Annotated in this window: 18 protein-coding genes and 1 riboswitch; of the genes, 10 read left to right on the top strand and 8 right to left on the bottom strand. The window is 65.8% G+C overall.

Going from position 1 to position 22,727, the window contains the following annotated elements; translation table 11 throughout:
* The first annotated feature begins 55 nt into the window (after positions 1–55).
* The 3 genes from AC239G_RS03935 to AC239G_RS03925 all read left to right on the top strand — a co-directional run bounded on the left by AC239G_RS03935 (position 56) and on the right by AC239G_RS03925 (position 5,188).
* On the top strand, positions 56–1,993 hold the full coding sequence (locus AC239G_RS03935) for a primary-amine oxidase (protein WP_487489855.1): 1,938 nt from the start codon (positions 56–58) through the stop codon (positions 1,991–1,993).
* A 194-nt stretch (positions 1,994–2,187) separates the two neighbouring features.
* Complete coding sequence (locus AC239G_RS03930; protein ID WP_181272256.1) at positions 2,188–3,828, top strand: GMC family oxidoreductase; 1,641 nt, start codon at positions 2,188–2,190, stop codon at positions 3,826–3,828.
* 124 nt (positions 3,829–3,952) lie between these two features.
* Positions 3,953–5,188, top strand: a complete 1,236-nt coding sequence (locus AC239G_RS03925) for a threonine/serine exporter family protein (RefSeq protein WP_482401451.1) — start codon at positions 3,953–3,955, stop codon at positions 5,186–5,188.
* An 84-nt stretch (positions 5,189–5,272) separates the two neighbouring features.
* Here the strand turns inward: AC239G_RS03925 and AC239G_RS03920 are convergent, their stop codons facing one another.
* Genes AC239G_RS03920 through AC239G_RS03910 form a run of 3 tightly spaced genes read right to left on the bottom strand, consistent with a single transcriptional unit; the run spans position 5,273 to position 8,547 of the window.
* Positions 5,273–6,250 (bottom strand): aldo/keto reductase, encoded by a 978-nt coding sequence (locus tag AC239G_RS03920; protein WP_181272258.1) that lies wholly within the window; start codon positions 6,248–6,250, stop codon positions 5,273–5,275.
* Between the two features lie 60 nt (positions 6,251–6,310).
* Entirely contained in the window at positions 6,311–7,174 is an 864-nt protein-coding gene (locus AC239G_RS03915; protein WP_487489854.1) for an SDR family oxidoreductase, read from the bottom strand.
* Complete coding sequence (locus tag AC239G_RS03910) at positions 7,171–8,547, bottom strand: flavin-containing monooxygenase (protein ID WP_181272260.1); 1,377 nt, start codon at positions 8,545–8,547, stop codon at positions 7,171–7,173. Before AC239G_RS03910 ends, AC239G_RS03915 begins: the two co-directional genes overlap by 4 nt.
* Before the next feature lie 48 nt (positions 8,548–8,595).
* On the opposite strand from AC239G_RS03910, the gene AC239G_RS03905 reads away from it, so the two are divergent.
* Positions 8,596–9,276: a TetR/AcrR family transcriptional regulator gene (locus AC239G_RS03905; protein ID WP_180345638.1), complete on the top strand. Its 681-nt coding sequence runs from the start codon at positions 8,596–8,598 to the stop codon at positions 9,274–9,276.
* A 77-nt stretch (positions 9,277–9,353) separates the two neighbouring features.
* Here the strand turns inward: AC239G_RS03905 and AC239G_RS03900 are convergent, their stop codons facing one another.
* Complete coding sequence (locus tag AC239G_RS03900) at positions 9,354–10,199, bottom strand: DNA-formamidopyrimidine glycosylase family protein (protein WP_139469154.1); 846 nt, start codon at positions 10,197–10,199, stop codon at positions 9,354–9,356.
* A gap of 231 nt (positions 10,200–10,430) precedes the next feature.
* On the opposite strand from AC239G_RS03900, the gene AC239G_RS03895 reads away from it, so the two are divergent.
* Positions 10,431–12,365: an aconitate hydratase gene (locus AC239G_RS03895; protein ID WP_482401448.1), complete on the top strand. Its 1,935-nt coding sequence runs from the start codon at positions 10,431–10,433 to the stop codon at positions 12,363–12,365.
* Between the two features lie 180 nt (positions 12,366–12,545).
* Here AC239G_RS03895 and AC239G_RS03890 read toward each other — a convergent pair whose 3' ends face one another.
* From AC239G_RS03890 to AC239G_RS03880, 3 genes are all read right to left on the bottom strand, one after another.
* Positions 12,546–14,024, bottom strand: coding sequence for a catalase (locus AC239G_RS03890; RefSeq protein WP_434593824.1), 1,479 nt, complete (start codon positions 14,022–14,024; stop codon positions 12,546–12,548).
* A 235-nt stretch (positions 14,025–14,259) separates the two neighbouring features.
* On the bottom strand, positions 14,260–15,627 hold the full coding sequence (locus AC239G_RS03885) for a hypothetical protein (RefSeq protein WP_139469151.1): 1,368 nt from the start codon (positions 15,625–15,627) through the stop codon (positions 14,260–14,262).
* A gap of 199 nt (positions 15,628–15,826) precedes the next feature.
* Positions 15,827–16,360, bottom strand: a complete 534-nt coding sequence (locus tag AC239G_RS03880) for a HutD family protein (protein WP_487489853.1) — start codon at positions 16,358–16,360, stop codon at positions 15,827–15,829.
* A gap of 312 nt (positions 16,361–16,672) precedes the next feature.
* Between AC239G_RS03880 and AC239G_RS03875 the strand changes: the two genes are divergently transcribed.
* A complete protein-coding gene (locus tag AC239G_RS03875; protein WP_229664224.1) occupies positions 16,673–18,055 on the top strand; it encodes an MFS transporter in 1,383 nt (460 codons plus the stop codon).
* 54 nt (positions 18,056–18,109) lie between these two features.
* On the opposite strand, the gene AC239G_RS03870 is transcribed toward AC239G_RS03875, so the two are convergent.
* Positions 18,110–18,472 carry a VOC family protein gene (locus AC239G_RS03870; protein WP_139469148.1) on the bottom strand — a complete coding sequence of 121 codons (363 nt, stop codon included), beginning with the start codon at positions 18,470–18,472 and terminating at the stop codon, positions 18,110–18,112.
* Positions 18,473–18,600: 128 nt separating this feature from the next.
* On the opposite strand from AC239G_RS03870, the gene AC239G_RS03865 reads away from it, so the two are divergent.
* The 4 genes from AC239G_RS03865 to AC239G_RS03850 all read left to right on the top strand — a co-directional run bounded on the left by AC239G_RS03865 (position 18,601) and on the right by AC239G_RS03850 (position 22,724).
* On the top strand, positions 18,601–19,626 hold the full coding sequence (locus AC239G_RS03865; protein WP_139469147.1) for an ATP-grasp domain-containing protein: 1,026 nt from the start codon (positions 18,601–18,603) through the stop codon (positions 19,624–19,626).
* Positions 19,627–19,697: 71 nt separating this feature from the next.
* A complete protein-coding gene (locus AC239G_RS03860; protein ID WP_482401443.1) occupies positions 19,698–20,315 on the top strand; it encodes a nucleoside/nucleotide kinase family protein in 618 nt (205 codons plus the stop codon).
* A gap of 85 nt (positions 20,316–20,400) precedes the next feature.
* Positions 20,401–20,507: riboswitch (TPP riboswitch) on the top strand.
* The gene (locus AC239G_RS03855; RefSeq protein ID WP_139469146.1) at positions 20,502–21,188 is read left to right on the top strand and encodes a TenA family protein; all 687 of its coding nucleotides are present in this window, start codon (positions 20,502–20,504) and stop codon (positions 21,186–21,188) included. Its footprint overlaps the riboswitch before it by 6 nt.
* Positions 21,189–21,242: 54 nt before the next feature.
* Entirely contained in the window at positions 21,243–22,724 is a 1,482-nt protein-coding gene (locus tag AC239G_RS03850; protein WP_139469145.1) for a phytoene desaturase family protein, read from the top strand.
* Positions 22,725–22,727: the final 3 nt, after the last annotated feature.

Raw genomic sequence — 22,727 nt, 5'->3', positions numbered from 1 at the left:
CGAGTGTAGATTTTAGCGTGACTCAGTCCACAGGCCCAGATTGCAAAGGTGCACAATGTCCTGCCATTCCTCCCCCTCCGTCGCCGAGGCGACCACCGCCACCCCCTTCACACTGCCGACCGAGGCCGAGATCTCGACCGTCACCGCGGTGCTGCGCGCGGCCGGGCACTTCCCCGATACCGCGCGCATGGCCTACGTCGGCCTGCTCGATCCCGTGCGCGGTACGGAGCGGGCCATCGCCGAGGTGGATCGCCGTTTCCGTGCCTTCATCCTCGACAAGTCCGCAGGCACTGCCCGCGATATCGTCGTCTCGGCCACCCGTGAGACGGTCGAATCCGTCGCCGAGGTGGACTCCACCGAAGAGGGCGAGTTCCCCGTCATGGAAGAGGAGTTCGAGGTCGTCGAAGAGGTCCTCGCCGCCGATCCGACGTGGCGGGCGAGCCTCGAGAGGCGCGGGCTGTCCGTCGCAGAGGTCCGGGTGGCGCCGCTGTCGGCCGGGGTCTTCGAATACCCGGAGGAGAAGGGACGGAGGATCCTGCGCGGGCTGGCATTCCATCAGCAGCATGAGTCGGACTCGGCGTGGGCGCACCCGATCGACGGACTCGTCGCCTATGTCGATGTCACGAACAAAACCGTCGACCAGGTCCTCGACCTCGAGAACGTTCCGGTGCCGGCCGAGCACGGGAACTACACGGATCCGGAGCTCACCGGACCTGTGCGGACCACGCAGAAGCCGATCTCGATCACGCAGCCGGAGGGGCCGAGCTTCACCGTCACCGAGGGCAACCACATCGAGTGGGAGAAGTGGTCGTTCGATGTCGGCTTCGATATGCGCGAAGGCCTCGTCCTGCACAACATCGCCTTCGACGACGGTGAGCGCCGTCGCACGATCCTCGATCGGGCGGCGATCGCCGAGATGGTCGTTCCCTATGGTGACCCCTCACCGGTGCGGTCGTGGCAGAACTATTTCGACACCGGCGAATACCTCGTCGGGCAATGGGCGAACTCGCTCGAGCTCGGGTGTGACTGCCTCGGCGATATCACCTATCTGTCACCGTGGGTGGCGAACAACCTCGGCGAACCTCGGCAGATCAAGAACGGCATCTGCATGCATGAGGAGGATGCGTCGATTCTGGCCAAGCATTCGGACCTGTGGTCGGGTGTCGCCTACACCCGGCGCAACCGTCGCTTCGTCGTCTCGTTCTTCACCACGGTCGGCAACTACGACTACGGGTTCTACTGGTATCTCTACCTCGACGGCACGATCGAGTTCGAGGCCAAGGCCACCGGTGTCGTCTTCACCTCGGCGCTGCCGAACGGGTCGACGGATTTCGCCTCGGAGATCGCGCCCGGACTCGGTGCCCCGTTCCACCAGCATCTCTTCGGGGCTCGACTCGACTTCGCCCTCGACGGCGGCAAGTGCCGGGTCGAGGAGGAGGACGTGGTGCGTCTGCCGGTCTCGCAGGACAACCCGCGCGGCAATGCCTTCAGCCGGTCCCGGACCGTTCTGGCCACCGAACTGACTGCGCAGCGGGATGCGGATCAGTCGAAGGCGCGGACGTGGGTGGTGACGAACCCGGAGTCGACCAACCGCCTCGGCGAACCGGTCGGGTACAAACTGCACCCGACGGGCCTGCCCACGTTGCTCGCGGCCGAGGATTCGTCGATTCATCGCCGTGCCACGTTCGCGTCGAAGTCGCTGTGGGTCTCGCAGTATCAGGAGGACGAGCGGTACCCGACCGGGGATTTCCCGAACCAGCATCCCGGTCACGCGGGGCTGCCGGCGTGGACGGCGGCAGATCGCAGCGTCGACGGGGAGGACATCGTGGTCTGGCACAGCTTCGGCCTCACCCACTTCCCACGGGTCGAGGACTGGCCGATCATGCCCGTCGACACCGTCGGCTTCAAGCTGCGACCCGAGGGATTCTTCGACCGCTCCCCCGTCCTCGACGTCCCCGCCCCGGAGTCCGGTTCCCCCTGTTGCGACTCCTAACCTCCCCAATTGCTACCCGACGGCGGCCCAGCAACCTGGCGCCAGGTTGCTGGGCCGCCGTCGGGTAGCACGGAGAGGTCGGGTGGGACCGGAATTGACGATGCGCGCACGACCGTCGCCGACGGCTTGCCGAATCGTGCACACCTCGTCCGCAGGCATTCCTCACCGGTGACCGACATCACTAGCCTGAGGCCATGACAACCGAGCATGAATCAGGCACCGTGGCCTCGAACACCTCAGACCACCCGGACACGTTCCCCACAGAGATCCCGAACGAGCGATTCGACTACATCGTCGTCGGTGCGGGATCGGCCGGGTGCGTCCTCACCCGCCGGCTGCTCGATGCCGGAAAGAAAGTCTGCCTCGTCGAAGCCGGCGGAGACGAGACCAATCCGAACATCGACCATCTCAACAACCTCGGCCTGATCTGGCATTCGCAGCAGGACTGGGACTACTACACTCCCCCGCAGCCGGCGGCGATGAACCGCCGCATCCACCTCCCCCGCGGCAAGGTCCTCGGCGGGTCGAATGCCCTCAACGCCGTCATCTGGGTCCGCGGCGATGCCTGGGACTACGAACAGTGGGTCGAATCCGGGTGTCCGGGATGGTCCTGGGACGAGGTCTGGCCGGTCTTCGCCGCAATCGAGAACTTCGACGGCGACATCGCTGAGAATCGAGGCACCGACGGTCCGATGGATGTGCGCGTCGACTATGCGCGCAATCCGCTGCAGGAGGACATGTTCACGGCCGCCGCACAGACCGGCATACCCGTCAATGACGACTACAACTCCGGATCCGTCGAAGGCATCGGAAAGATCCAGCTCAACGTACGCGACGGCAAACGACTCAACACATGGCGCGCCTACCTCAAGCCCCGCCTCGGCGATGAGAACCTCACGATTCTCACCTCCGCGCACGCCCGTCGGCTTCTCCTCGACGGGACCGCGATCACCGGTCTCGAGATCGATTTCCGCGGCCGCGTCGGCACCGTGTCCGCCGACGAGGTCGTCCTCTCCGCGGGTGCTCTGGCCTCCCCCGAGCTGCTACTGCGGTCGGGCATCGGTCCCGCCGAGGAGCTTGCCGAGGTCGGCATCGACTCGGTGGTCGATCTGCCGGGCGTCGGCAAGAATCTCCAGGATCATTGGCTCTCACCGGTCATCTTCTCCACCGGAGATCGGGAGGTGTCGATGGGAGAGGTGGCGCCCGCCGAGGTGCACTTCTTTGCGAAGTCCCGACCGGATCTGCCGGTCCCCGACACTCAGCCGTTGTTCTTCTCCGTGCCGATGTATGCCCAGGATGCGGCGCCGGCCGGGCAGACCGGACCAGGACCCGGCGGAGCATTCACTCTGCAGGGCGGCCTGGTTCGCCCCGAAAGTCGCGGAGAGGTGCGGCTCAGCGGGCCGAATCCACAGGATCCGCTCGTCGTCGATCCGCAGGTGCTCTCGGCACAGGCCGATGTCGATGCTCTCGTCGCCTCGGTGAGGCAATGCCGTGAGATCGGGCGAGCCGAGGCCCTGTCATCGTGGCAGCCCACCGAGATTCACCCGGGCCCCGAGGTGGCCGACGAGGACCTCGAGGACTACGTCCGCGGGTCGGTTGTGACCTATCATCACCAAGCCGGGACCTGCCGGATGGGGACGGACGCCGAGGCGGTCGTCGACCCGGCCACGTTCGAGGTCCGGGGCGTGAGCCGGCTGCGGTTGGCCGATGCGTCGATCATGCCGCTCGTGCCGACCGGGAACACGAACGCTCCGACGATCATGATCGCCGAACGCGCCGCGGCCGCTCTCGTCGGCTCCCCCGCCGAAGGAATCACCGCTCCCGCCTCCCACTGATTCCCCTTATTGCTACCCGACGGGGGCCCAGCAACCTGGCGCCAGGTTGCTGGGCCCCCGTCGGGTAGTAGGAGGCTGGTATCTTCTACTTCGTCGGCCGATCTGCAGACGAGAGGGATTGGGAGTGCACGAGGCAAGCGAAAAGACCGTCCCCGCACAGGAGCTGCTGGTGACGATCGGGACGGGGCTGCTCGCCGGTGGGATCTCCTCGGTCGATGTCGAAGACGCTCTGACCGGGCTGGCACCTGCGGTCGGCCTGAAGTCCATCAACGTCGCAGCTCTTCCCAAGGGCCTGTTCCTCACCATCGGCCCCGGCAGTCCCACCCGGTTCGAACGCATCGGTCCTGACCTGCGGTTCGACCAGACAGCGAAGCTGCTCGACATCGTCGACGCCGTGCGGTCGCGTCGGCTCGGCATCGACGCCGCTCGCCGCATGATCGAGGCCGAGGTCTACGGCACTCCCCCGCGCTGGCCCGGATGGGTGACCTGCCTCGGCGCGGTGCCCGTCGGCGTCGGGCTGTGCCTGCTGCTCGAACCGGGACTGGTCAACCTCGCCTTCGCCGCTCTCGGTTCGCTCATCGTCGCGGGTGTGCTCGCCGTCAACGCCCGCCACCCCAGCCTCGGACCGCTGCTGCCGGTCGCCTCGGCGTTCATCGTCGCGGTGCTCATCCTCATCGGCTTCCGCCTCGACTGGCTGGACAGTCCCCTGCGCACGATCGTCGCCACCCTGGCGCTGCTGCTGCCCGGCAGCGCCGTGGTCACCGGGCTGACCGAGATCTCCGCCGGCGCCCTCTCGGCAGGCAGTTCCCGGCTCGTCTCGGCCACCGTCCAGTTGGCGATGTTCATCGCCGGAGTCGCCGGTGCCGCCGTCGTCACTGGCACCGGCGCCGAGGCGCTTGCGAACTCCCAGCTCACCGCCTCGACATGGTGGCTCTCCGCCCTGGGCGTGGCCGCCGCGACACTGGGCCTCATCATCTATCTGCACACCCCTCTCGAGCACACCGTGCCGATCGTCCTCACCATCACTGCGGCCGCGCTGGCGCAGCTGGGCATCGGTGCCGAATTCGGTGCGGCCATCGGCGGTCTGGCCGGCGCTTTGACCGCATCGGTGGTGGCCGTCGTGCTCTCGCGCCTGCCGAAAGGCCCGATCTGGCGGATCAGCTTCGTGCCCGCGTTCCTCGTCGTCGCCCCCGGGTCGTTCGGGCTCCTCAATGCCTCACAGATCGAATTCGGTGACGGCGCTGGGGTTGCCGGCAGCATGCTGGCGGCTGCGACCACGTTCTTCACGATCGCCATCGGCACGGTCATCGGCGCCGCCATTGCCCACACCGTCGAGCCCAAGGACGAAATCGTCGCCTGAGACACCCCTAGAGCTACCTGACGGCGGCTCAGCTACCTCGCGCGAGGTTGCTGAGCCGCCGTCCGGTAGTAATTGGGAGGGAAGTCAGGACGGTTCTTCTACAGCGAACGGTGTCGAGGCCCGGTCGAGACGGTCGACCTCGTCGGTGCTGAGCTCGAGCCCGGGCGCGGCCATGACCGCCTCGAGCTGCTCAGGTGTGCGGGCCGAGGCGATCGGCGCCGTCACGCCATTCGCCAACAGCCAGGACAGCGCCACAGTCGTCGGAGCGACATCGTGCGAATCAGCGATCGCGACGAGATCGTCGACGACCTTGAGCCCCTCGGCATTGAAATATCCCTGCACCATGCCACCCCGATCGGCCCCCTCGAGGTCGGCTTCGGTGCGGTATTTGCCGGTGAGGAAGCCGGCGGCAAGGCTGAAGTACGAGAACACCGCGAGATCCCGCCGCTCGGCGATTGGGCGCAGATCGGTCTCGAACTCCCGCCGATAGACGAGGCTGTACTGCGGTTGGATCGCGACCGGCTTGACCAGCCCTTCGTCCTCAGCCGCTGCGAACCACCCGGCCAGACGCGCCGGCGAATAGTTCGACACCGCGGTGTGCTTGGCCTTACCGGAACGGACGATCTCATCGAAGGCGCGGGCCACCTCGGCGATGGGGGTCACCTCATCGTCACGGTGGGCGTAGTAGAGGTCGACGTGATCGGTCTGCAGACGCTCCAGTGAGGCGTCGATGGCGGTGCGGATGTATTCGGGATCCTGCGTCTTGTGCTCGGGATGGTCGCCGACCTTCGTGGCGATGACGACGTCATCGCGGTTGTCCCGCGAGTCCAACCAGGTGCCGATGATGGTCTCGGATTCGCGGCCGGTGTTGCCGGGCACCCACGCAGGGTAGGACTCGGCGGTGTCGAGGAAATTGCCGCCGCCTGCCACGAAGGCGTCGAGGACGGCATGGGACTGCGCCTCATCGGCCGTCCACCCGAAGGTGTTCGTGCCGAGATTGATCGGGAAGACGGACAGGTCGGTGCCGGGGATCTGCTTCCGTGACGTCAAATTTTCCTCCATTCGCAGAATGTCCGGGCCTCAGATGGCCCGCACCTCTGCACAACGGATAGATCTGGAGGACTATTCCGCCGAGGCGGCCCACCCCTGACCGCGCCCCGCGCGGGAGGTCGTGAACGCCGCGACCTCGTAACCGGCGCGGGCGTCGGCCCTCACCTGCGCGACCTGGTCGGGCACCATGGCCCCGAAGATACGGTCCCTGACCGGCTGCGGCAGGAGATCGGCCAGGCGGGTCACGGGACCGATGAAGCCGGGTACGGTGATCTCGAAACGGGGCCGGGCGACCGCACGGACGACGGCGGCCGCGACATCGTCGGGACGCAGCAGCGGACCCGCACCGGTGCCGGTCCCCGCGGCCAGGACGGTGTCGACGACGGCGGGCATGACGGCGGTGAAGTGCACCCCGGTACCGCGCATCTCCGTGCGCACAGCCTTGAGGTAGCCAAGCACTCCGTGTTTGGTCGCCGCGTATGTCGCCTCGCCCGGGGTGGGCAGGATCGATGCCGCCGAGGCGACCGTGATGAGGTGACCGTGCCCGGCCTCGCGCATGGCAGGTGCTGCGGTCTTGATTCCGTTGATGACGCCGAGGAGGTTGACCTCGAGCTGAGCGCGAGCCGCTCCGTTCGGTTCCTCGTCGAAGGAACCGACCCACATGATGCCGGCATTGTTGACGAGCACATCGACGGGGCCGAGATCGCGGCGGACGAATTCGAGGAAATCGGCGAAGGATTCCGGGTCGGTGACGTCGAGGCCGAAGGCGCGCACTCCCAGTTCCGCGGCGGTGTCCTCGGCCGCTTCGAGGTCGCGGTCGCCGATGGCGACTCGAGCGCCGGCCGCGGTGAACTGTGCGGCGATCGCCTTGCCGATTCCGCGTGCCCCTCCGGTGACGGCGACGATCTTCCCGCGGGTCGTGCCGGAGCGTTTCATGCGGCGATAGCTCCCTTCTTCATCTCCCGGTCGATCTCCCACAGATAGTGGTCGAAGTCGACCTCCATCGTGTGCCGGGGCGAATCGTAGAACTGCTTCTTGTTCCGGCGGTCATCGCGAGCCATCTGTCTGACCATGTCCCGGCTGCTCGGCAGTTCGCAGGATCCCGTGAGGATCTTCGCCACCAGCTTCGACTGGGCTTCGGACAGCGGCATGACCGCACCCACCGGCTGGAGCAGGCCGATGAAGAACAGCCCCGGCAGGTCGGGGTGGACCATCCGCTTCCACAGCGGCAGGTCGTTGTTCGCGACATCGACGACGTCGGAGGACAAGAACGGAAACGACACTCGGTACCCGGTGGCCCAGACGATGAGGTCGGCCGGGGCCGAGGTTCCGTCGGTGAAGACGACGCGGTCGCGCTCGAGGCGTTCGATCCCGGGACGCACCGTCACGGTACCGGCCTTGAGGCGATCCCGGATGGCATCCGACTGCACGGGGTGGGACTGGCCCGGCGTGTGGCCGGGCACCGGCAGTCCGTATTTCTTCAACCCGCCGGAGAGGATCGCGCCGAGGCGCAGCCGGGCCGAGGTCATCCACCACGGGGCCCACCCGGGCAGGACGATCTGGTCGGCCGCCATGCCCATGATCGTCTTCTTCATCACCCATTGGCCGCGTCTGATCGAGAGGGTGACGTTGTTCGCCCGGCGCGAGCCTTCGACGGCGATGTCCATGGCCGAGTTGCCGGCACCGACGACGACCACATCACGTCCCTCGAGCTGGTCACCGCTGCGGTAGTCGTGGGCGTGGATCTGTTCGCCGGCGAAGTCCCCCGGGTAGGCAGGGTCGGGCCAGCGGGCATCCCAGTGGTGGCCGTTGGCGACCATCACGGCATCGTAGTGCCGGGTCTCCGACACGGCATCTTGACCTATTCCGGATCTGATGTCGACATCCCAACCGCCACGGCCGCCTCGGCGAACATCGGTGACTTCGGTGTTGAAGGTGATCGTGTGACCGAATCCGAAGTGGTCGACGTAGTCACGGAAATAGTCGAAGACCTGATCGTGGCTGGCGTAGTGCGGGTAGTGCTCGGGCATCGGGAAGTCGGAGAAGGCCATGCGCGGGCACGAGGTGTTGATCTGCAGGGTCTCGTAGCAGGCGCTCTGACCATTGGGGTTATCGAAGAGCCATGTGCCGCCGATTTCGCTGCCCTTTTCGAAGCAGTCGAAGGGGATGGCTGAGGTGTAGAGCGTCTTCGCGGCGGCGATGCCGGAGGATCCCGCTCCGATGATGCAGACCTTCGGCAGTGAGGGGTCCGGGGCGATCGGGGCGGTGGGGGCCGGTGCGCGACGACCTTGTCGAATCATGTAAGCCATGTCACAGAGTATGCCAGTGAAAATATGAATTTTCACTATTATGGGAGGATGGATTCTTCTCCGGCCCAGCCTTCGTCCCCACGTCGCTGGCACGGCACCCTGCGGTCGGAACGGGATTCGGCGCGTCGTACGCGCCTGCTCGACGCGGCGCTCGAGCTCTACGGAACGATCGGGTTCCGCAAGACCTCGGTGCAAGCCCTGTGCCAGGAGTCGGGGGTCTCCAGCCGGTCCTTCTACGAGCTCTTCCCGACTCAGGAGAGTCTCCTCGAAGACCTCTACATCGAACTCAACGAGGAGATCACCACGGTCCTCGACGAGGCGCAGATCCCCTCTGACGCCACTTTGGCCGAAGCTGCCAGGCTGATCGTCGGCGCGGCCCTGTCGCCGATGCTCGATGACGAGCGCAAGGCTCGCGTCCTCGAGGTAGAAGCCGTCGGCATCTGCGACTCACTCGAGGAACGGCGTCATCAGACGATGCGACTGCTGGCCGCCTCGGTGCAGGGAGCCTTCGACGAACTCGATCACGCCTACGGCCTGACCGCGCCGGCGGCGTCGAATGACCTCACAAGCATCGTCCTCGTCGGCGGAATCACCGAGACGCTCGTGCAGCGCATCCACACTCCCGCCGATGAGCGATCATCCCGGGATGAGTTCCTCACCGACATCACCGAGGTGGCCCTGCGTGCCCATGGCATCGCCGACCGCCATTTTCGCCTCCGCCCAGCGTGAGAGTGCGGTGAGCGCGGTACAGATCCTGTCGATGGTGCCGTCCATGCCGGTGGTCGGACCTCACTTGAGGAGGCGCATCACTTGAGGAGGCGGTCCATTCGACGGTCGGAGAGCTTCCTTCCGCCGGTCTGACAGCCGGGGCAGTACTGGAGGGATTTGTCGGCAAAGGACACCTCGGCGATGGTCTCCCCGCAGACATGACAGGTCTCACCTGTGCGGCCGTGAACGGAGAATCCGCGTTTCTTCGCGGTTTTGATCTTGCCCGGCGGCAGGCCGACGAGGGCTGTGCGGGCGGCATCGAGCACCTCATGGATGGCGGTGTGCAGCGTCTGCGGGTCGACGGTCTTCGCGGTTGCGAACGGGGAGAGCTTCGCAGCGTGGAGGATCTCATCGGTATAGGCATTGCCGAGGCCCGAGATGATTCTCTGATCTTCGAGGACCGTTTTGATCCGGGAGGTCGACTCGGACAGTGCCGCGGCGAGTTCGTCGACGGTGAGACTCAGGGCGTCGGGACCCAGCGAGGCGAGGGCGGGCACCTCGGAGGGGTCACGGACGAGGGACACGGCGGCGTTCTTCTTCGATCCGGGTTCGATGAGGTCGAAGGCGGCTCCCGAGGCCAGGGTTACGCGCATTCCCAACGGCCCCTTGCCCATCCGGACCGGACCATTCGGTGCGGTGTCGTGCCAGTTCAGCCAGCCCATTCGGGCGAACCGGCAGACCAGGTTAAGTCCGTCGAGACCGATGACGAGGGCTCGCCCACGGCGGGCCACCTCGGTGATTGCAAGTCCGGCGAGCGCATCGATGCTCGGGTCGACGGTCTTGAGCAGGCTGAGCTCGGCGATGTCCGCGCGGGTGACGAAGTCCCCGACCAGCCGAGGACGCAGGAAGTCGACCAGCGCGTCGACCTCGGGCAGCTCCGGCATAGTCCCAGTATCCTCCTCACCTCCCAATCCCAACACCCCCAATTGCTACCTGACGGCGGCTCAGCAACCTCGCGCGAGGTTGCTGAGCCGCCGTCGGGTAGTTCTGAGACGCGCAAACCCGGTCGCAGGAGGTGACCGACCTTGAGAACCCGTCGGTCGAGGACTAGCGTGGATTGACCACCGCAAACCGAGTGGCTTCGGTGGATCGCTGACTGCCGAAGGAGGCGGACAATGGCTGAGAACGTTGCTCAGAAGCTCATCCGGTCACATCTGGAGTCCGGGGAGCTCGCTCCCGGAAACGAACTCGGGATCCGGATCGACCAGACTCTCACCCAGGATGCGACGGGCACCCTGGTCATGCTCGAGCTCGAGGCGCTCGGCCTCGACCGCATCCGCACGGAACTGTCCGTGCAGTACGTCGATCACAACCTGCTGCAGACCGATGAGAAGAACCCGGAGGACCACGAGTTCCTCCGCTCTGCCGCGGCACGGTTCGGTCTGTGGTTCTCCCCTGCCGGCAACGGCGTCTCCCACCCCGTTCACCAGTCGCGATTCGGAAAGCCCGGAGCCACTCTCATCGGTTCCGACTCACACACCTGCGCTGCCGGCGCCCTGGGAATGCTCGCGATCGGCGTCGGCGGGCTCGAGATCGCCATGGCCATGGCCGGTGAACCCCTCTTCATCAGCGCGCCGCAGATCATGGGCGTCGAACTCACGGGCACTTTGCCCGACTGGGTCTCGGCCAAGGACGTCATCCTCGAGATGCTGCGTCGCCACGGCGTCAAAGGCGGAGTCGGAAAGATCATCGAATATCACGGGGACGGACTGAAGAGCCTCACGGCCATGGACCGTCACGTGATTGCGAATATGGGTGCCGAGCTCGGCGCCACCGCCACGGTCTTCCCCGCCGACGATGCCGTCCGCGACTACCTTGAAGCCGTCGACCGCGGTGAGGATTTCACGCGCATCGAGGCCGATGAGGGCGCCGAATACGACCTCACCGACGCCATCGACCTCTCCCAGCTCGAGCCGCTCATCGCCGCACCTTCGTCGCCGGGCAATGTCACTCCGGTGCGCGAGGTCGCCGGCGAAGACGTCTTCCAGGTCGTCGTCGGCTCCTCGGCGAACCCGGGTCTGAGGGATTTCGCCGTCGTCGCCGAAACACTTGCCGACCGCCAGATCCACCAGCAGATCTCACTTGACATCAACCCCACCTCACGAGAGGTCCTTGCCGACCTCATCGCCGGCGGATGGCTGACCTCTCTGGTGGGATCCGGGGCCAGGATCCACCAGTCCGGCTGCATGGGCTGCATCGGCATGGGCCAGGCTCCGGCGGTCGGGCGCAACAGTCTGCGCACCATGCCGAGGAACTTCCCCGGCCGGTCCGGCACCGACGAGGACGCCGTGTGGCTGTGCTCGCCGGAGACCGCAGCCGCTGCCGCGCTGACCGGGAAGATCACCGATCCTCGCGATCTCGACATGGACTATCCCGAGGTGCGGCTACCCGAGAAGTACTCCGCGAACCGCAAGATGCTCGTCCCACCGCTGGGACCGGAGGAAGCCCGGTCGGTCGAGCTCGTGAAGGGAACGAACATCTCGACCCTGCCGGACTTCGAACCGCTGCCCGATGACATCGATCTGGAGATCCTGCTCAAGGTCGGCGACAACGTCTCCACCGACGAGATCATGCCCGCCGGATCCCGCGTTCTGCCGTATCGGTCGAACATCCCGAAGATCTCCGAGTTCGTCTATATCCAGATCGATGACACCTATGCCACCCGCGCCGCCGACCACGACGGAGGGCACGCGATCGTCGGTGGGGACAACTACGGTCAGGGGTCCTCACGCGAGCATGCGGTCATCGCTCCGCGCTATCTCGGACTGCGGGTCGTGGTGGCGAAATCGTTGGCGCGGATCCATTGGCAGAACCTCGCGAACTTCGGCGTCCTCGCTCTCGAGTTCACGAACGAGGCCGACTACGAATCCCTGTCCCAGGGTGATGTGCTTGAGTTCCGTGGTCTGCGCGATGAGCTCGGCGAAGGGACGACGATCACCGCCGAGGCGGCCGGCCGAAAGTTCGAATTCCGCCATGGCCTGTCGCCGCGTCAGGTCGAGATGGTCCTCGCCGGCGGTCGCATCGCCCAACGCGCCGCCCACCTCAGTTGACTCCACGAACTACCTGACGGCGGCCCAGCAACCTGGCGCGAGGTTGCTGGGCCGCCGTCAGGTAGTAATTGGAAAAGAGAAAAAGAGAAGGCGGCCCGGACGCTCCCGCGGTGGGGAGGTTCCGGGCCGCCGTCTCGTGCCGAATTCCGAGCGGTCAGACGCTCACAGTCTCAGAGCTTGTCAGCCCTTGACTTTGGCCTCGATGGCTGCGCCGACCTCGGCGTCGATGTTCTTCCAGTACTGGATCGCGTTCGACAGCACCGGCTCCTCGACTCCGTCGGAGAGTGCGCCGGCCACAGTCTCGATGAGCCCCTGGCGCTCCTCCTCGGAGTAGACCTCGCGAACCAGGGTGTGTGCCTGGCCGAAGTCGTCGTCCTCGGCGTGCAGGCTGTAGGCGCTGCGGACCAGCTCGCCATCGGCCTCCCAGCCGTTGTCGACCGGTCCCTGCTCGTCCTGGAAGGAACGTCCGTACGAGTTCGGGGCGTAGACCGGTGCATTACCCGAGTGGTGGTACTGCATCTGGCCTTCCTTGTCATACGAATTCGTCTTCGTGACAGGGGCGTTGACCGGCAGCTGGTTGAAGTTCGTGCCGATGCGGTTGCGCTGTGCATCCGGGTAGGAGAACACGCGTCCCAACAGCATCTTGTCCGGCGAGAGCCCGGTTCCCGGCACGGTGTTCGAGGGGCTGAAGGCAGCCTGCTCGATCTGCGCGAAGTGGTTCGAGGGGTTCTCGTTGAGGGTGAACTTGCCGACCTTGATGAGCGGGTAGTCCTTCTTCGACCAGGTCTTGGTCAGGTCGAAGGGGTTGAAGCGGTAGTCCTTGGCTTCTTCGTACGGCATGATCTGCACGCTGAAGGTCCAGGACGGGTAGTCCCCGCGCTCGATGGCATCGAACAGATCGCGACGGTGCATGTCCGCGTCCTCGCCAGCCATCCGACCGGCTTCCTCGTTGCTCATGTTCTCCACGCCCTGGTCGGTGTGGAAGTGGTACTTGACCCAGAACTTCTCACCTTCGGCGTTGATCCACATGTAGGTGTGCGAGGAGTAGCCGTTCATGTTCCGCCAGCTCCTGGGCAGACCGCGCGGTCCCATGAGGTAGGAGACCTGGTGGGCCGACTCGGGCGAGAGCGACCAGAAGTCCCACTGCATGTTGTTGCTGCGCAGACCCGAATCGGGGGTGCGCTTCTGCGAGTGGATGAAGTCGGGGAACTTCATGGGATCGCGGACGAAGAACACGGGGGTGTTGTTGCCCACCATGTCGAAGTTGCCCTCTTCGGTGTAGAACTTCAGCGCGAATCCGCGCACGTCGCGCCATGAGTCGGGCGAGCCGAGTTCACCGGCGACGGTGGAGAAGCGGGCCAGCATCGGGGTCTTCTTGCCCGGCTGCAGGAAGTCGGCCTTCGTGTACTTGGAGACGTCTTCGGTGACTTCGAGCTCACCGAATGCGCCGGATCCCTTGGCGTGGGGGCTGCGCTCGGGAACACGCTCACGGTCGAAGCGAGCAAGCTTCTCAACCAGAGCCACATCGTGGAGCAGCAGCGGCCCGTTCGCGCCCACACTCAGCGAGTGAGCATCGGATTCCCGCGGCGCACCGGACTCGGTCGTCGATGCCTTCGTATTGTCGTGACCGGCATATTCATGATCTGTATGTTGCGTCATAACATCTCCTTCAACCGTTTGATTTCAGGCGTCGTCGCCCAGCCCGCGATCACGGCCACCGGTGAGATGCGGTTCCCGCCGGTGCAGCTGATCGATCGGCTGAGCGCCGTTCGCCCAGTCTCGTTATCCCGACTTCGGCAGAACACTGTCGGAGTTGGTTTCAACCTAGCGATGTTCTCTACTTCATACAACCAAGGGTGGGCTGTCTAAATTCCCGTCCTCGACGTTGTCCGGCTCACCCCTCCGCCGAGGCGGCCGACCCACCACCGGAACCGCCGGTCGAGCCGCCGGTTCCGGATCCGCCCGAACCCGACGAGCCGCTGCCGGAACCGCTGCCCGAACCGTCCGAGCCGGATCCGGAGCCTGTGCTGCTGTTTGTGCCGCCGCTGGTGTCCCCGGTGCTGCCGGTGCCATCGGTCGAGGTGGAACCGCTGCTCGTTTCGGTGCCGTCGGTGCTCGTCGAACCGCCGGTGGAATCGCTCGTGCCCGTCGTCGTGTCCGTACCCTGAGAGTCCTGGCCCTCGGCCGCACCTTCGGTGCCGGTCTCCCCCGCCGAGGTGGACTGACCGTTCTGCGTGTTCGAGCCGCTGTTCGATGAGCTCTGACCGCCGTCGGCGCTCGACCCGGATCCGCTCGACGATTCGTCTCCTGCGCTCCCGGAGTTCGAGGTTCCGTCGTCGGTGACGGATTCGTCGTTCGTCGACTGTCCGGTCACTGATCGTGAGATCTGCGAGGTGCCCGGTGAGATATCGGCTTCGGTGAAGTTCTCGGCCACGACGACCGCGCCGAGTCCGATTCCGAAGGCGGCGACGCCGATCGTCAACGGGTAGAGGACTCGTTTGCGTCGCAGCTTCTGCCACCAGGAGCGGGGCTCGCTCTCGGTTTCACTGCTGTCGCCGTCTTCGGCTGTTCTGTCGTGCGGCACCGAGGCGGCTGACGCAGTCGCATGGCCACTGGTGGGCTCCGGCGGGGCGAAGGCCGAATCCTCGGCAAGTGTCTGATCGACAGCTGCGGTCTTCGCGGTGGGGTTCTTTGCGATCTTCGCCTTGACGGCCGGGGCCAGCTTGGAGCCGACCTCTTGGATCTTCTCCTTGCCTTTGTCGAGGCTGCGGCCGTAGAGGGTGACGGCGAGACCGGTGACGATGCTCGCGATGCCCGCGCCGACGACGGTGCCGGCGACGCCGAGCTGACCGCCGATGACCGAGGAGGTCGCCGCGGCACCGGCACCCGCGATCAGCTGGGTGGCTGAAATTCGCCCTTCGGACTTCTTCTCGTCGGCACCGCCAGCCGCTTCTTCCGCCTGGCTTCCGTCCCTCGACGGCACCGAGGCGGTCCGCTGCCCGCCCTCGGTGCCCACGGTCTCCGTCGACACGCTCTTCGCCGGACTTGCTCCGGTCCGATCGTCACGGCGGATCGGATTGGGCGGCATCACCGGAGTAGTGACATGCTCGGTCGGCGCCGTCTCGGTCCGAGGCCTCTCCGCGATCTCCTCGGTGATGAGCGGCAGAGTCTGAGAGTGCCGCGGCGCGCTCGGCGGAGCCTCACTGCCGGGAGTCGTCCGCTGCTTGTCCGTCTGGTCGGTTTCGCCGTGATTCGATGCCAATGGTCCTCCATAAACACGTACTTCTCACCAGTATCGGACTCGAGTGTGCGGGCATCCTGACCCACCCCCTCGCAGTCTGGGAGATCGCTGACCCACCCGACCGCGGATAGGCGTGTTGACCTGCGAAAACGACGACCGGTGTGATGCGGCAGACACGCGCTTCACACCATTTCCCCAGCGGTGTGGGCCCCGTCTTCCCTCAACGCAGGAGGACTCCGCCGAGGCGGTCCGCCGGACCGTCGGAACCGGTGAGTTCGAACAGCTGGAAACGCGGGCGGTCCGGGCTCGACGCGAGGGTGAGGAGGAAGGCGGCGCCGTCGTCCGCCCTCACTGCGTGTTCCTCGTCGGGGCCGATCATCGCCAGCTCTCGCCGAGGCGGGTCGACCGAATCCGACTGAGCGACCATGAGATTGACTGCGAAGCACGGCTCACCCAGTTCAGTAAGCACGACGGCTCGGTCCCCGAGGAAGCGCAGCGGAGTCAGCCGGGGAATGCGGTGTGTTCGACCGTCGACGGACAGCACCACCTCGGCGGTGGGCAGGAAGGTGCGCTCCATCCCTGGCAGGACGGAGAACTCGGCGGTGCGATCGAGCCGTGCGATGCTCAGTCGCCACGACCGCGCAAGCGGGGTCAGATTCTCGGAGTCGGCGAGGGAGACGAGCTCGGTCGTCTCCCCGGCACCGTTGGCCCAGGGAACGGGATCACGATCATCAAAGCTGGTGAGAAGGCGCATGGAACCACTTTAGACGGACCTGCGACGAGCTGTTCACAACCTCGGAATCGGGGGGGTTCCCGCGCAATCGGGGTTGCCATGAGAGCTGAGAGGACTAGCCTTGAGTGGTGTTTTTCGTCGGGGCCACCCGGCTGAGAACAACGACATCAACCAGAACGATGAGGGGCTCGCGGAGACGACTGCGCGTGATTCTCACACTCTGTGGATTCGCGCCCGGGTCGCGTTCCCGCAAGCCTCTCACCGGCAATCGGAGGGAGGGACATGTTCGGACCGGATAATGTCCGCCGGCGGTGGCGGCCGGAAGAGATCACAGTGACCAAGCCCGACGTCACGAAGCGGGCCATCGGCGCCGCGGCCATCGGCAACATCACCGAATGGTACGACTTCGGTGTCTACGGCTACCTCGCCGTCGTGATTGAGGGAATCTTCCTGCCGGAGGACTCAGGACCGATCGGGACCGTCATCGTCGCCGGACTCTTCGCCGTCGCCTTCCTTGTCCGTCCGCTCGGCGGTCTGGTGTTCGGCCCTTTGGCCGACAAGATCGGGCGCAACAAGGTGCTGGCGATGACGATGATCATGATGGCCGCCGGCACCTTCCTCATCGGTGTCATCCCCGACTATGCGACCGTCGGCCTCTGGGCACCGTTCCTGTTGCTGGCCTGCCGTCTGCTCCAGGGGTTCTCCACCGGCGGCGAGTACTCTAATGCGATGACCTTCATCGCCGAATACGCACCCGACCGGCGCCGCGGCTTCCTCGGCAGCCTGCTCGAGGTCGGAACGTTCACCGGCTACGTCCTCGGTGCACTCGTCGCCACGATCATGCAGGCTGTTTCGACTCCCGAGTTCCTCGAGTCGTGGGGCTGGAGGATCCCGTTCTTCGTCGCTCTGCCTCTCGGCTTCATCGGCGTCTACCTGCGCACGAAGCTCGCGGACACTCCTGCCTACAAGGAGATGGAGAAGCTCTCCGAACAGGAGGAGCAGAAGAACCACGCCAAGGGCGAGTTCAAGAAGATCTTCAAGCTGTGGCCGAACCTGCTGGCCTGCTGTGGTCTGGTGCTGGCGTGGAACGTGACGAACTACATGCTCACCTCCTTCATTCCCGTGTACTTCCCGATGGTCGAGGACCTCCAGGGCAGCGGCGGAGTCTCAGAACTGACCTCGCAGGTCCTGCAGATCATCGTCATGGCCTGCTGTCTGGCGCTCATCCCGGTCATCGGCAAGCTCTCGGACAGGCTGGGCCGCAAGGCCGTTGTGCGCGCGGGAGCGCTCTCGCTCATCGTGCTCTCGTTCCCGTCACTGTGGCTCATCCGCGGGCACAACGACTTCGTGGTCTTCCTCGGGCTGCTCATCATGGGGCTCAGCCTCATCTGCTTCAGCGCTACGATGCCCTCGACTCTGCCGTCGCTGTTCCCGACGATGGTCCGCGCCGGTGCACTGGCGATCGCGTTCAACGTCTCGATCTCGCTGTTCGGCGGCACGACGTCGTTCGTCATGACCTCGCTCATCAACGCCACCGGATTCCTCATGTGGCCGGCGATCTACCTCATGGCCGCTGGAGTCATCGGGCTCGTCACGATCCACTTCGTGCCTGAGAGCAATCGTCGTCCGCTGTGGGGTTCGACTCCGTCGGCGGCGTCGAAGGAAGAGGCGAAGGACCTCGCCCAGGAGCTCAACGAGGAGGCCGACCTGGTCTGAGCCGGCGCGTATCAGCGCCGTCGGTCTCTCCGGATCAGCTCTGGGCGGGGCCGGTCATCCCTTGCACAGGCAGAACGGGTGGCCGGCCGGGTCGAGGAACACTCGGAACGTCTCTCCCGGCTGCTCTGGGGCCTTGCCTGCGCCGATCTCGAGCACGGCTTCCTCGGCGACGTCGAGGTCATCGACCATGACGTCGAGGTGCATCTGCTGCGGGTGGGCCTGCCCGGGCCAGCTGGGTGCGTGGTAGTCCTCGACCTGCTGGATGCAGATCGGCGGCCACGAATTGGAGACGACTTCTGCCCAGGTGCCGTCTTCTTCGACGGTGACCGACCAGTCCAGGAGTTTGCCGTAGAACTCTGCGAGTTCACCGGCGTCAGGGGCGTCGAGCACGACAACGGGCTGCTTTGCGATAGCCATGCCCCGAGTCTACGCCGCCGCACTGACACAGCGAAGGGCTGGACACCAGGGCGTAGGATTGTTGAGCAGATCCGCCGATGTTTCCGCGTACTCTCGGCCGCACCGGCTCCACACGATGAAGGTTCGCGATGAGTTCTCATGCCCTGCCCGTCGGCGGCACTCCGACGGTGCACATCATCCACGACAATCCGGAATGGATCGCACCATTCACGGATGCGCTCGACCGCCTCGGCGTCGCACACGTCGAATGGCTGCTGCCCGAGACCACGATCGATCTCGACGCCGAGCCCCCACAGGGGGTGTTCTGGTCGCGGCTGTCGGCGTCGGCGCACACCCGGACCGATCCGCATGTGAAGGAGTACGGGCGTGCGGTCCTCGACTGGCTCGCCGCCGCCGGCCGCCGAGTCATCAACGGTCGCGATGTCTACGAGCTCGAGGTGAGCAAGGTCCGTCAGCATCGCGAGCTGGCCGGCCGGGGCTTCGATGTTCCGCGCACCGCCGCCGCGTTCGGACCGCGGGCGCTCGTCGACGCCGCGGCCGGCTTCACTCCCCCATTCATCACGAAGCACAATCAGGGCGGCAAGGGCCTCGGTGTGCGTCGCTTCGACTCCCACGCCGAGCTTGAGGCGGTCGCCGATGAGTTCGCGCCCGGTGGAGCGAATGCGCCGATCGACGGCATCACCCTCATCCAGGAATATGTGCAGCCTGCCCAGCCGTTCATCACCCGTGCCGAAGTCATCGGCGGACGCTTCCACTATGCGGTGCGCGTCGACGTCTCGGCTGGGTCATTCGAGCTGTGCCCGGCCGATGCCTGCACGATTCCGGGTGCCGGGGCCGATCCCGACGTCGAGGCGGTCCCCCAGTTCGCCCGCCGTGAGGAGATCACGGCCGGAACACCGCTCATCGCTCGGCTCGAGACGTTGTTGGCCGACCTCGGCATCGAGATCGCCGGCGTCGAGTTCATCGAGACCGCCGACGGCCGTCAGGTCGTCTACGACATCAACACGAACACGAACTACAACCCGTCCGTCGAGTCCGCCGAACAGTCGGCAGGCCGTCAGCCTGCCGCGGACCGTATCGCCGATTTCATCGCCGATGCCCTCGCCGAGGCGGCCCCACCGTCCGTGCCGCTCGCCGGGTCCGCATCCAGGTGAGGTCCCGGGACACGGTCCTACGTCACCTGCTCGCCGATCTCCGCGCAGTCCGGCCTAGGCAACGCGCTCTCGTGGCCCTCGATGGGGTCGACGGTGCGGGGAAGACGATGCTCGCTCACGAGCTCGTGAATTTGGCCGAGACCGCTGCGGACGTTCCTGGACAAGATTCCGACCGCCGGGTCACCGCCATCAGCATCGACGCGTTCCACCACCCTCGGGCGATCCGGTACGCCCAAGGCAAGGGGCCAGACACTTTCTATCGCCGTTCCTATGATTACGGAGCTTTCGTCGAATCCGTCGTCGAACCATTTCGACGAGGCGACTCGGTCGTTCCAGCCGTGTGGGACGTCGACAAGGATCGGCCGATAGCGCCCGAACCTCGGAGCCTGCCGAACGACTGCGTCCTCCTGGTCGAGGGAATCTTCCTCCATCGTCCCGAGCTTGTGGATCTCTGGGATGCGAGCATCTGGGTCGATGTTCCGTTTGAAGTCTCGGTCCCACGAGGAAACGAGCGATTTGCCGGAGCCTTCGATGCCGATCCAGAGGATGAGTCGAATCGCCGCTACGTCGGTGGTCAGCGACTCTACTTCGCCGAGGCTGCTCCGTGGGAAAACGCCACATGGGTGCTCGACAATCGCGATCTGGAACGGCCGACCCTGATCCGCCGGTCCGGGCCCGGCCGACCCTGATCCGCCGGTCCGGGCCCGACCGGCCCTGATCTGCCAGCCCTGGCCCGTTCGCTCTGACAGCACACCTTATCCCGATGATAGTGTCGAAGTGCTACAGGGGAGCGCCGAAAGGACCGGCGCTGAGAGTGCGCATGCAGACCCTTTGAACCTGATCCGGTGAGCACCGGCGGAGGGAGTGGACAAGCAATGACCACCACAGATTTCGACACATCGATCACCGTGGACGCCGACGGAGCGGTATCAGCACTGGTGAGTTCGACCAGCTGGCAGTGGGCGGGAGCCGTCGAACACAGATTCGTCCAGGATCTCTTCGCCGGCAGCATCGACGACGCCGTGATGCGCGACTATCTGGTGCAGGACTATCAGTTCTTCGAGTCGTTTCTGTCGATGCTCGGCGCGTGCGTGGCCCACGCCGATGAACTCGAGGCGAAGCTGCGGTTCGCCCGACAGCTGGGAATGCTCGTCGCCGATGAGGACACCTATTTCGTCGACTCCTTCGCCGAGTTGGGAGTCGATACAGCCGATTATCTCCACCCGGAACTGACCGCCCCGACGGTTGGGTTCCGCGATCTCATGGACTCGTCAGTCGCTTCGGCGTCGTATCCGCAGCTGCTCGTCGTCCTCGTTGTCGCCGAATGGCTCTATCTCGACTGGGCCGAGTCCCGGATGGACATGCCGCCGCGACATATTCACCGAGGCTGGATCGATCTCCACCGAGGCGAGGCCTTTCACGGGTGGGTGCAGTTCCTCGTCGACGAACTCGAACGCGTCTTCCCCTCCGGCGACGCCGAAGCCGCCGAGTCCCTGACCCGCGTGTGGCGGCACGCCGTCGACCTCGAATGCGCTTTCTTCGACAACGTGTACGACAACTGAGCCGCCAGGGAACGCACGCCGCAGCCGTCCATCTCACTGACCTAGACTGGCCCCATGAGCACAGGTGTAGATGCAGTCGTCGTCGGAAGTGGTCCCAACGGCATGGCCGCCGCCGTCACCCTGGCCCGCGCCGGGCTGAGCGTCGAAGTTTACGAGGCTCAGCCGACGATCGGCGGCGGTGCACGCACCCTCGACCTCGGTCTGGCCCCCGGCGTCACTCATGACATCTGCTCGGCCGTCCACCCACTGGCCATCGCCAGCCCCTTCTTCGTCGACTTCGACCTGCGTGCCCGCGGCCTCGAGTTCACCACCCCCGAGATCTCCTACGCCCAGCCCCTCGACGGCAAACCCGCCGCGCTGGCCTTCCACGATCTCGAAAAGACGGTCGACCACCTCGGCGCGGCAGGACCGGAATGGCGGCGTTTCTTCGCTCCGCTGCTCGACCGGGTCGATGACGCGATCTGGCTCTCCCTCGGTGACAAACGTTCTGTGCCGGAGACCCTGCGCGATCTTCCCGGCATCGCGAACGTCGTGAAGTTCGGCCTGCGGCTCCTGTCCCAGGCCAGTCCGGCGTGGAACATTCCGCTCTCCCATGAATCCTCCCAGGCCCTGTTCACCGGTGTCGCCGCGCACGCAATCGGTGGGCTGCCGGCGATGGGCACCGCGGCCACGGCCACGATGCTCTCTACCGTCGCCCACGCGGGCGGCTGGCCCTCCCCCATCGGCGGATCGCAGTCGATCATCGACTACCTCGTCGCCGACCTCGAAGCCCACGGCGGAACCGTGCACACGGATGCGCGCATCGACCACGTATCGGACATGCCCGCTGCCCGCGCCTACCTGCTCGACACCTCGGCGCTGAACGCCGCGCAGATCTTCTCCGGCCTCATCCCGAGCCACGTCGACAAAGCCCTGCGCAGCTTCAAACACGGCAACGCCGCGGCCAAGGTCGATTTCGTCCTCAATGGGCCGGTCCCCTGGTCCGACCCCGACGTCGGCCGTGCCGGCACTATCCACATCGGCGGCTCACGGGCGCAGATGGCCGCCGCCGAGGCACAGGTGATGTCCGGTCGCATGCCCGCCGATCCCGTGTGCCTCGTCTCGGATCCGACCGTCTTCGACCCATCCCGCGAGGTGAACGGCCTGCGACCGCTGTGGACGTATGCGCACGTGCCCTTCGACTGCCCGCTCGACCCGACCGAGTACATCACCCGCCAGCTCGAACGCTTCGCCCCGGGCTTCCGCGACCGCATCGTCGCGCACAACGCGATCCCCGCCTCCGAGATGGCCGGGCACAACCAGAACTACATCGGCGGGGACATCGCCACCGGCATCGTCTCCTTCTACCGGATGATGGCCCGCCCGCGCACCAGCTGGGACAACTACAGCCTCGGCGTCCCCGGCGCCTACCTGTGCTCGGCGGCGACCCCGCCGGCACCGGGCGTGCACGGGATGAACGGATGGTTCGCCGCCCGTCGCGCCCTGAAGTCCCGGTTCGGGATCACGGAAGCTCCGAGCCTGGCCCCGGGCGACTGACTT

The organism is Brevibacterium sp. Lmc1 (genome assembly GCF_057654315.1).
The sequence above is the reverse complement of the archived record's forward strand: the minus strand, read 5'-3'. Positions and strand labels throughout refer to the sequence as shown.

Bases quoted from the DNA above. Each gene is read 5' to 3' on its own strand.
- AC239G_RS03935 (WP_487489855.1), top strand. From the start codon at position 56: ATGTCCTGCCATTCCTCCCCCTCCGTCGCCGAGGCGACCACCGCCACC.
- AC239G_RS03915 (WP_487489854.1), bottom strand. From the start codon at position 7,174: ATGAAACGCTCCGGCACGACCCGCGGGAAGATCGTCGCCGTCACCGGA.
- AC239G_RS03870 (WP_139469148.1), bottom strand. From the start codon at position 18,472: ATGGCTATCGCAAAGCAGCCCGTTGTCGTGCTCGACGCCCCTGACGCC.
- AC239G_RS03920 (WP_181272258.1), bottom strand. From the start codon at position 6,250: ATGGAGGAAAATTTGACGTCACGGAAGCAGATCCCCGGCACCGACCTG.
- AC239G_RS03900 (WP_139469154.1), bottom strand. From the start codon at position 10,199: ATGCCGGAGCTGCCCGAGGTCGACGCGCTGGTCGACTTCCTGCGTCCT.
- AC239G_RS03880 (WP_487489853.1), bottom strand. From the start codon at position 16,360: ATGCGCCTTCTCACCAGCTTTGATGATCGTGATCCCGTTCCCTGGGCC.
- AC239G_RS03895 (WP_482401448.1), top strand. From the start codon at position 10,431: ATGGCTGAGAACGTTGCTCAGAAGCTCATCCGGTCACATCTGGAGTCC.
- AC239G_RS03930 (WP_181272256.1), top strand. From the start codon at position 2,188: ATGACAACCGAGCATGAATCAGGCACCGTGGCCTCGAACACCTCAGAC.
- AC239G_RS03905 (WP_180345638.1), top strand. From the start codon at position 8,596: ATGGATTCTTCTCCGGCCCAGCCTTCGTCCCCACGTCGCTGGCACGGC.
- AC239G_RS03910 (WP_181272260.1), bottom strand. From the start codon at position 8,547: ATGGCTTACATGATTCGACAAGGTCGTCGCGCACCGGCCCCCACCGCC.
- AC239G_RS03850 (WP_139469145.1), top strand. From the start codon at position 21,243: ATGAGCACAGGTGTAGATGCAGTCGTCGTCGGAAGTGGTCCCAACGGC.
- AC239G_RS03890 (WP_434593824.1), bottom strand. From the start codon at position 14,024: ATGACGCAACATACAGATCATGAATATGCCGGTCACGACAATACGAAG.
- AC239G_RS03855 (WP_139469146.1), top strand. From the start codon at position 20,502: ATGACCACCACAGATTTCGACACATCGATCACCGTGGACGCCGACGGA.
- AC239G_RS03865 (WP_139469147.1), top strand. From the start codon at position 18,601: ATGAGTTCTCATGCCCTGCCCGTCGGCGGCACTCCGACGGTGCACATC.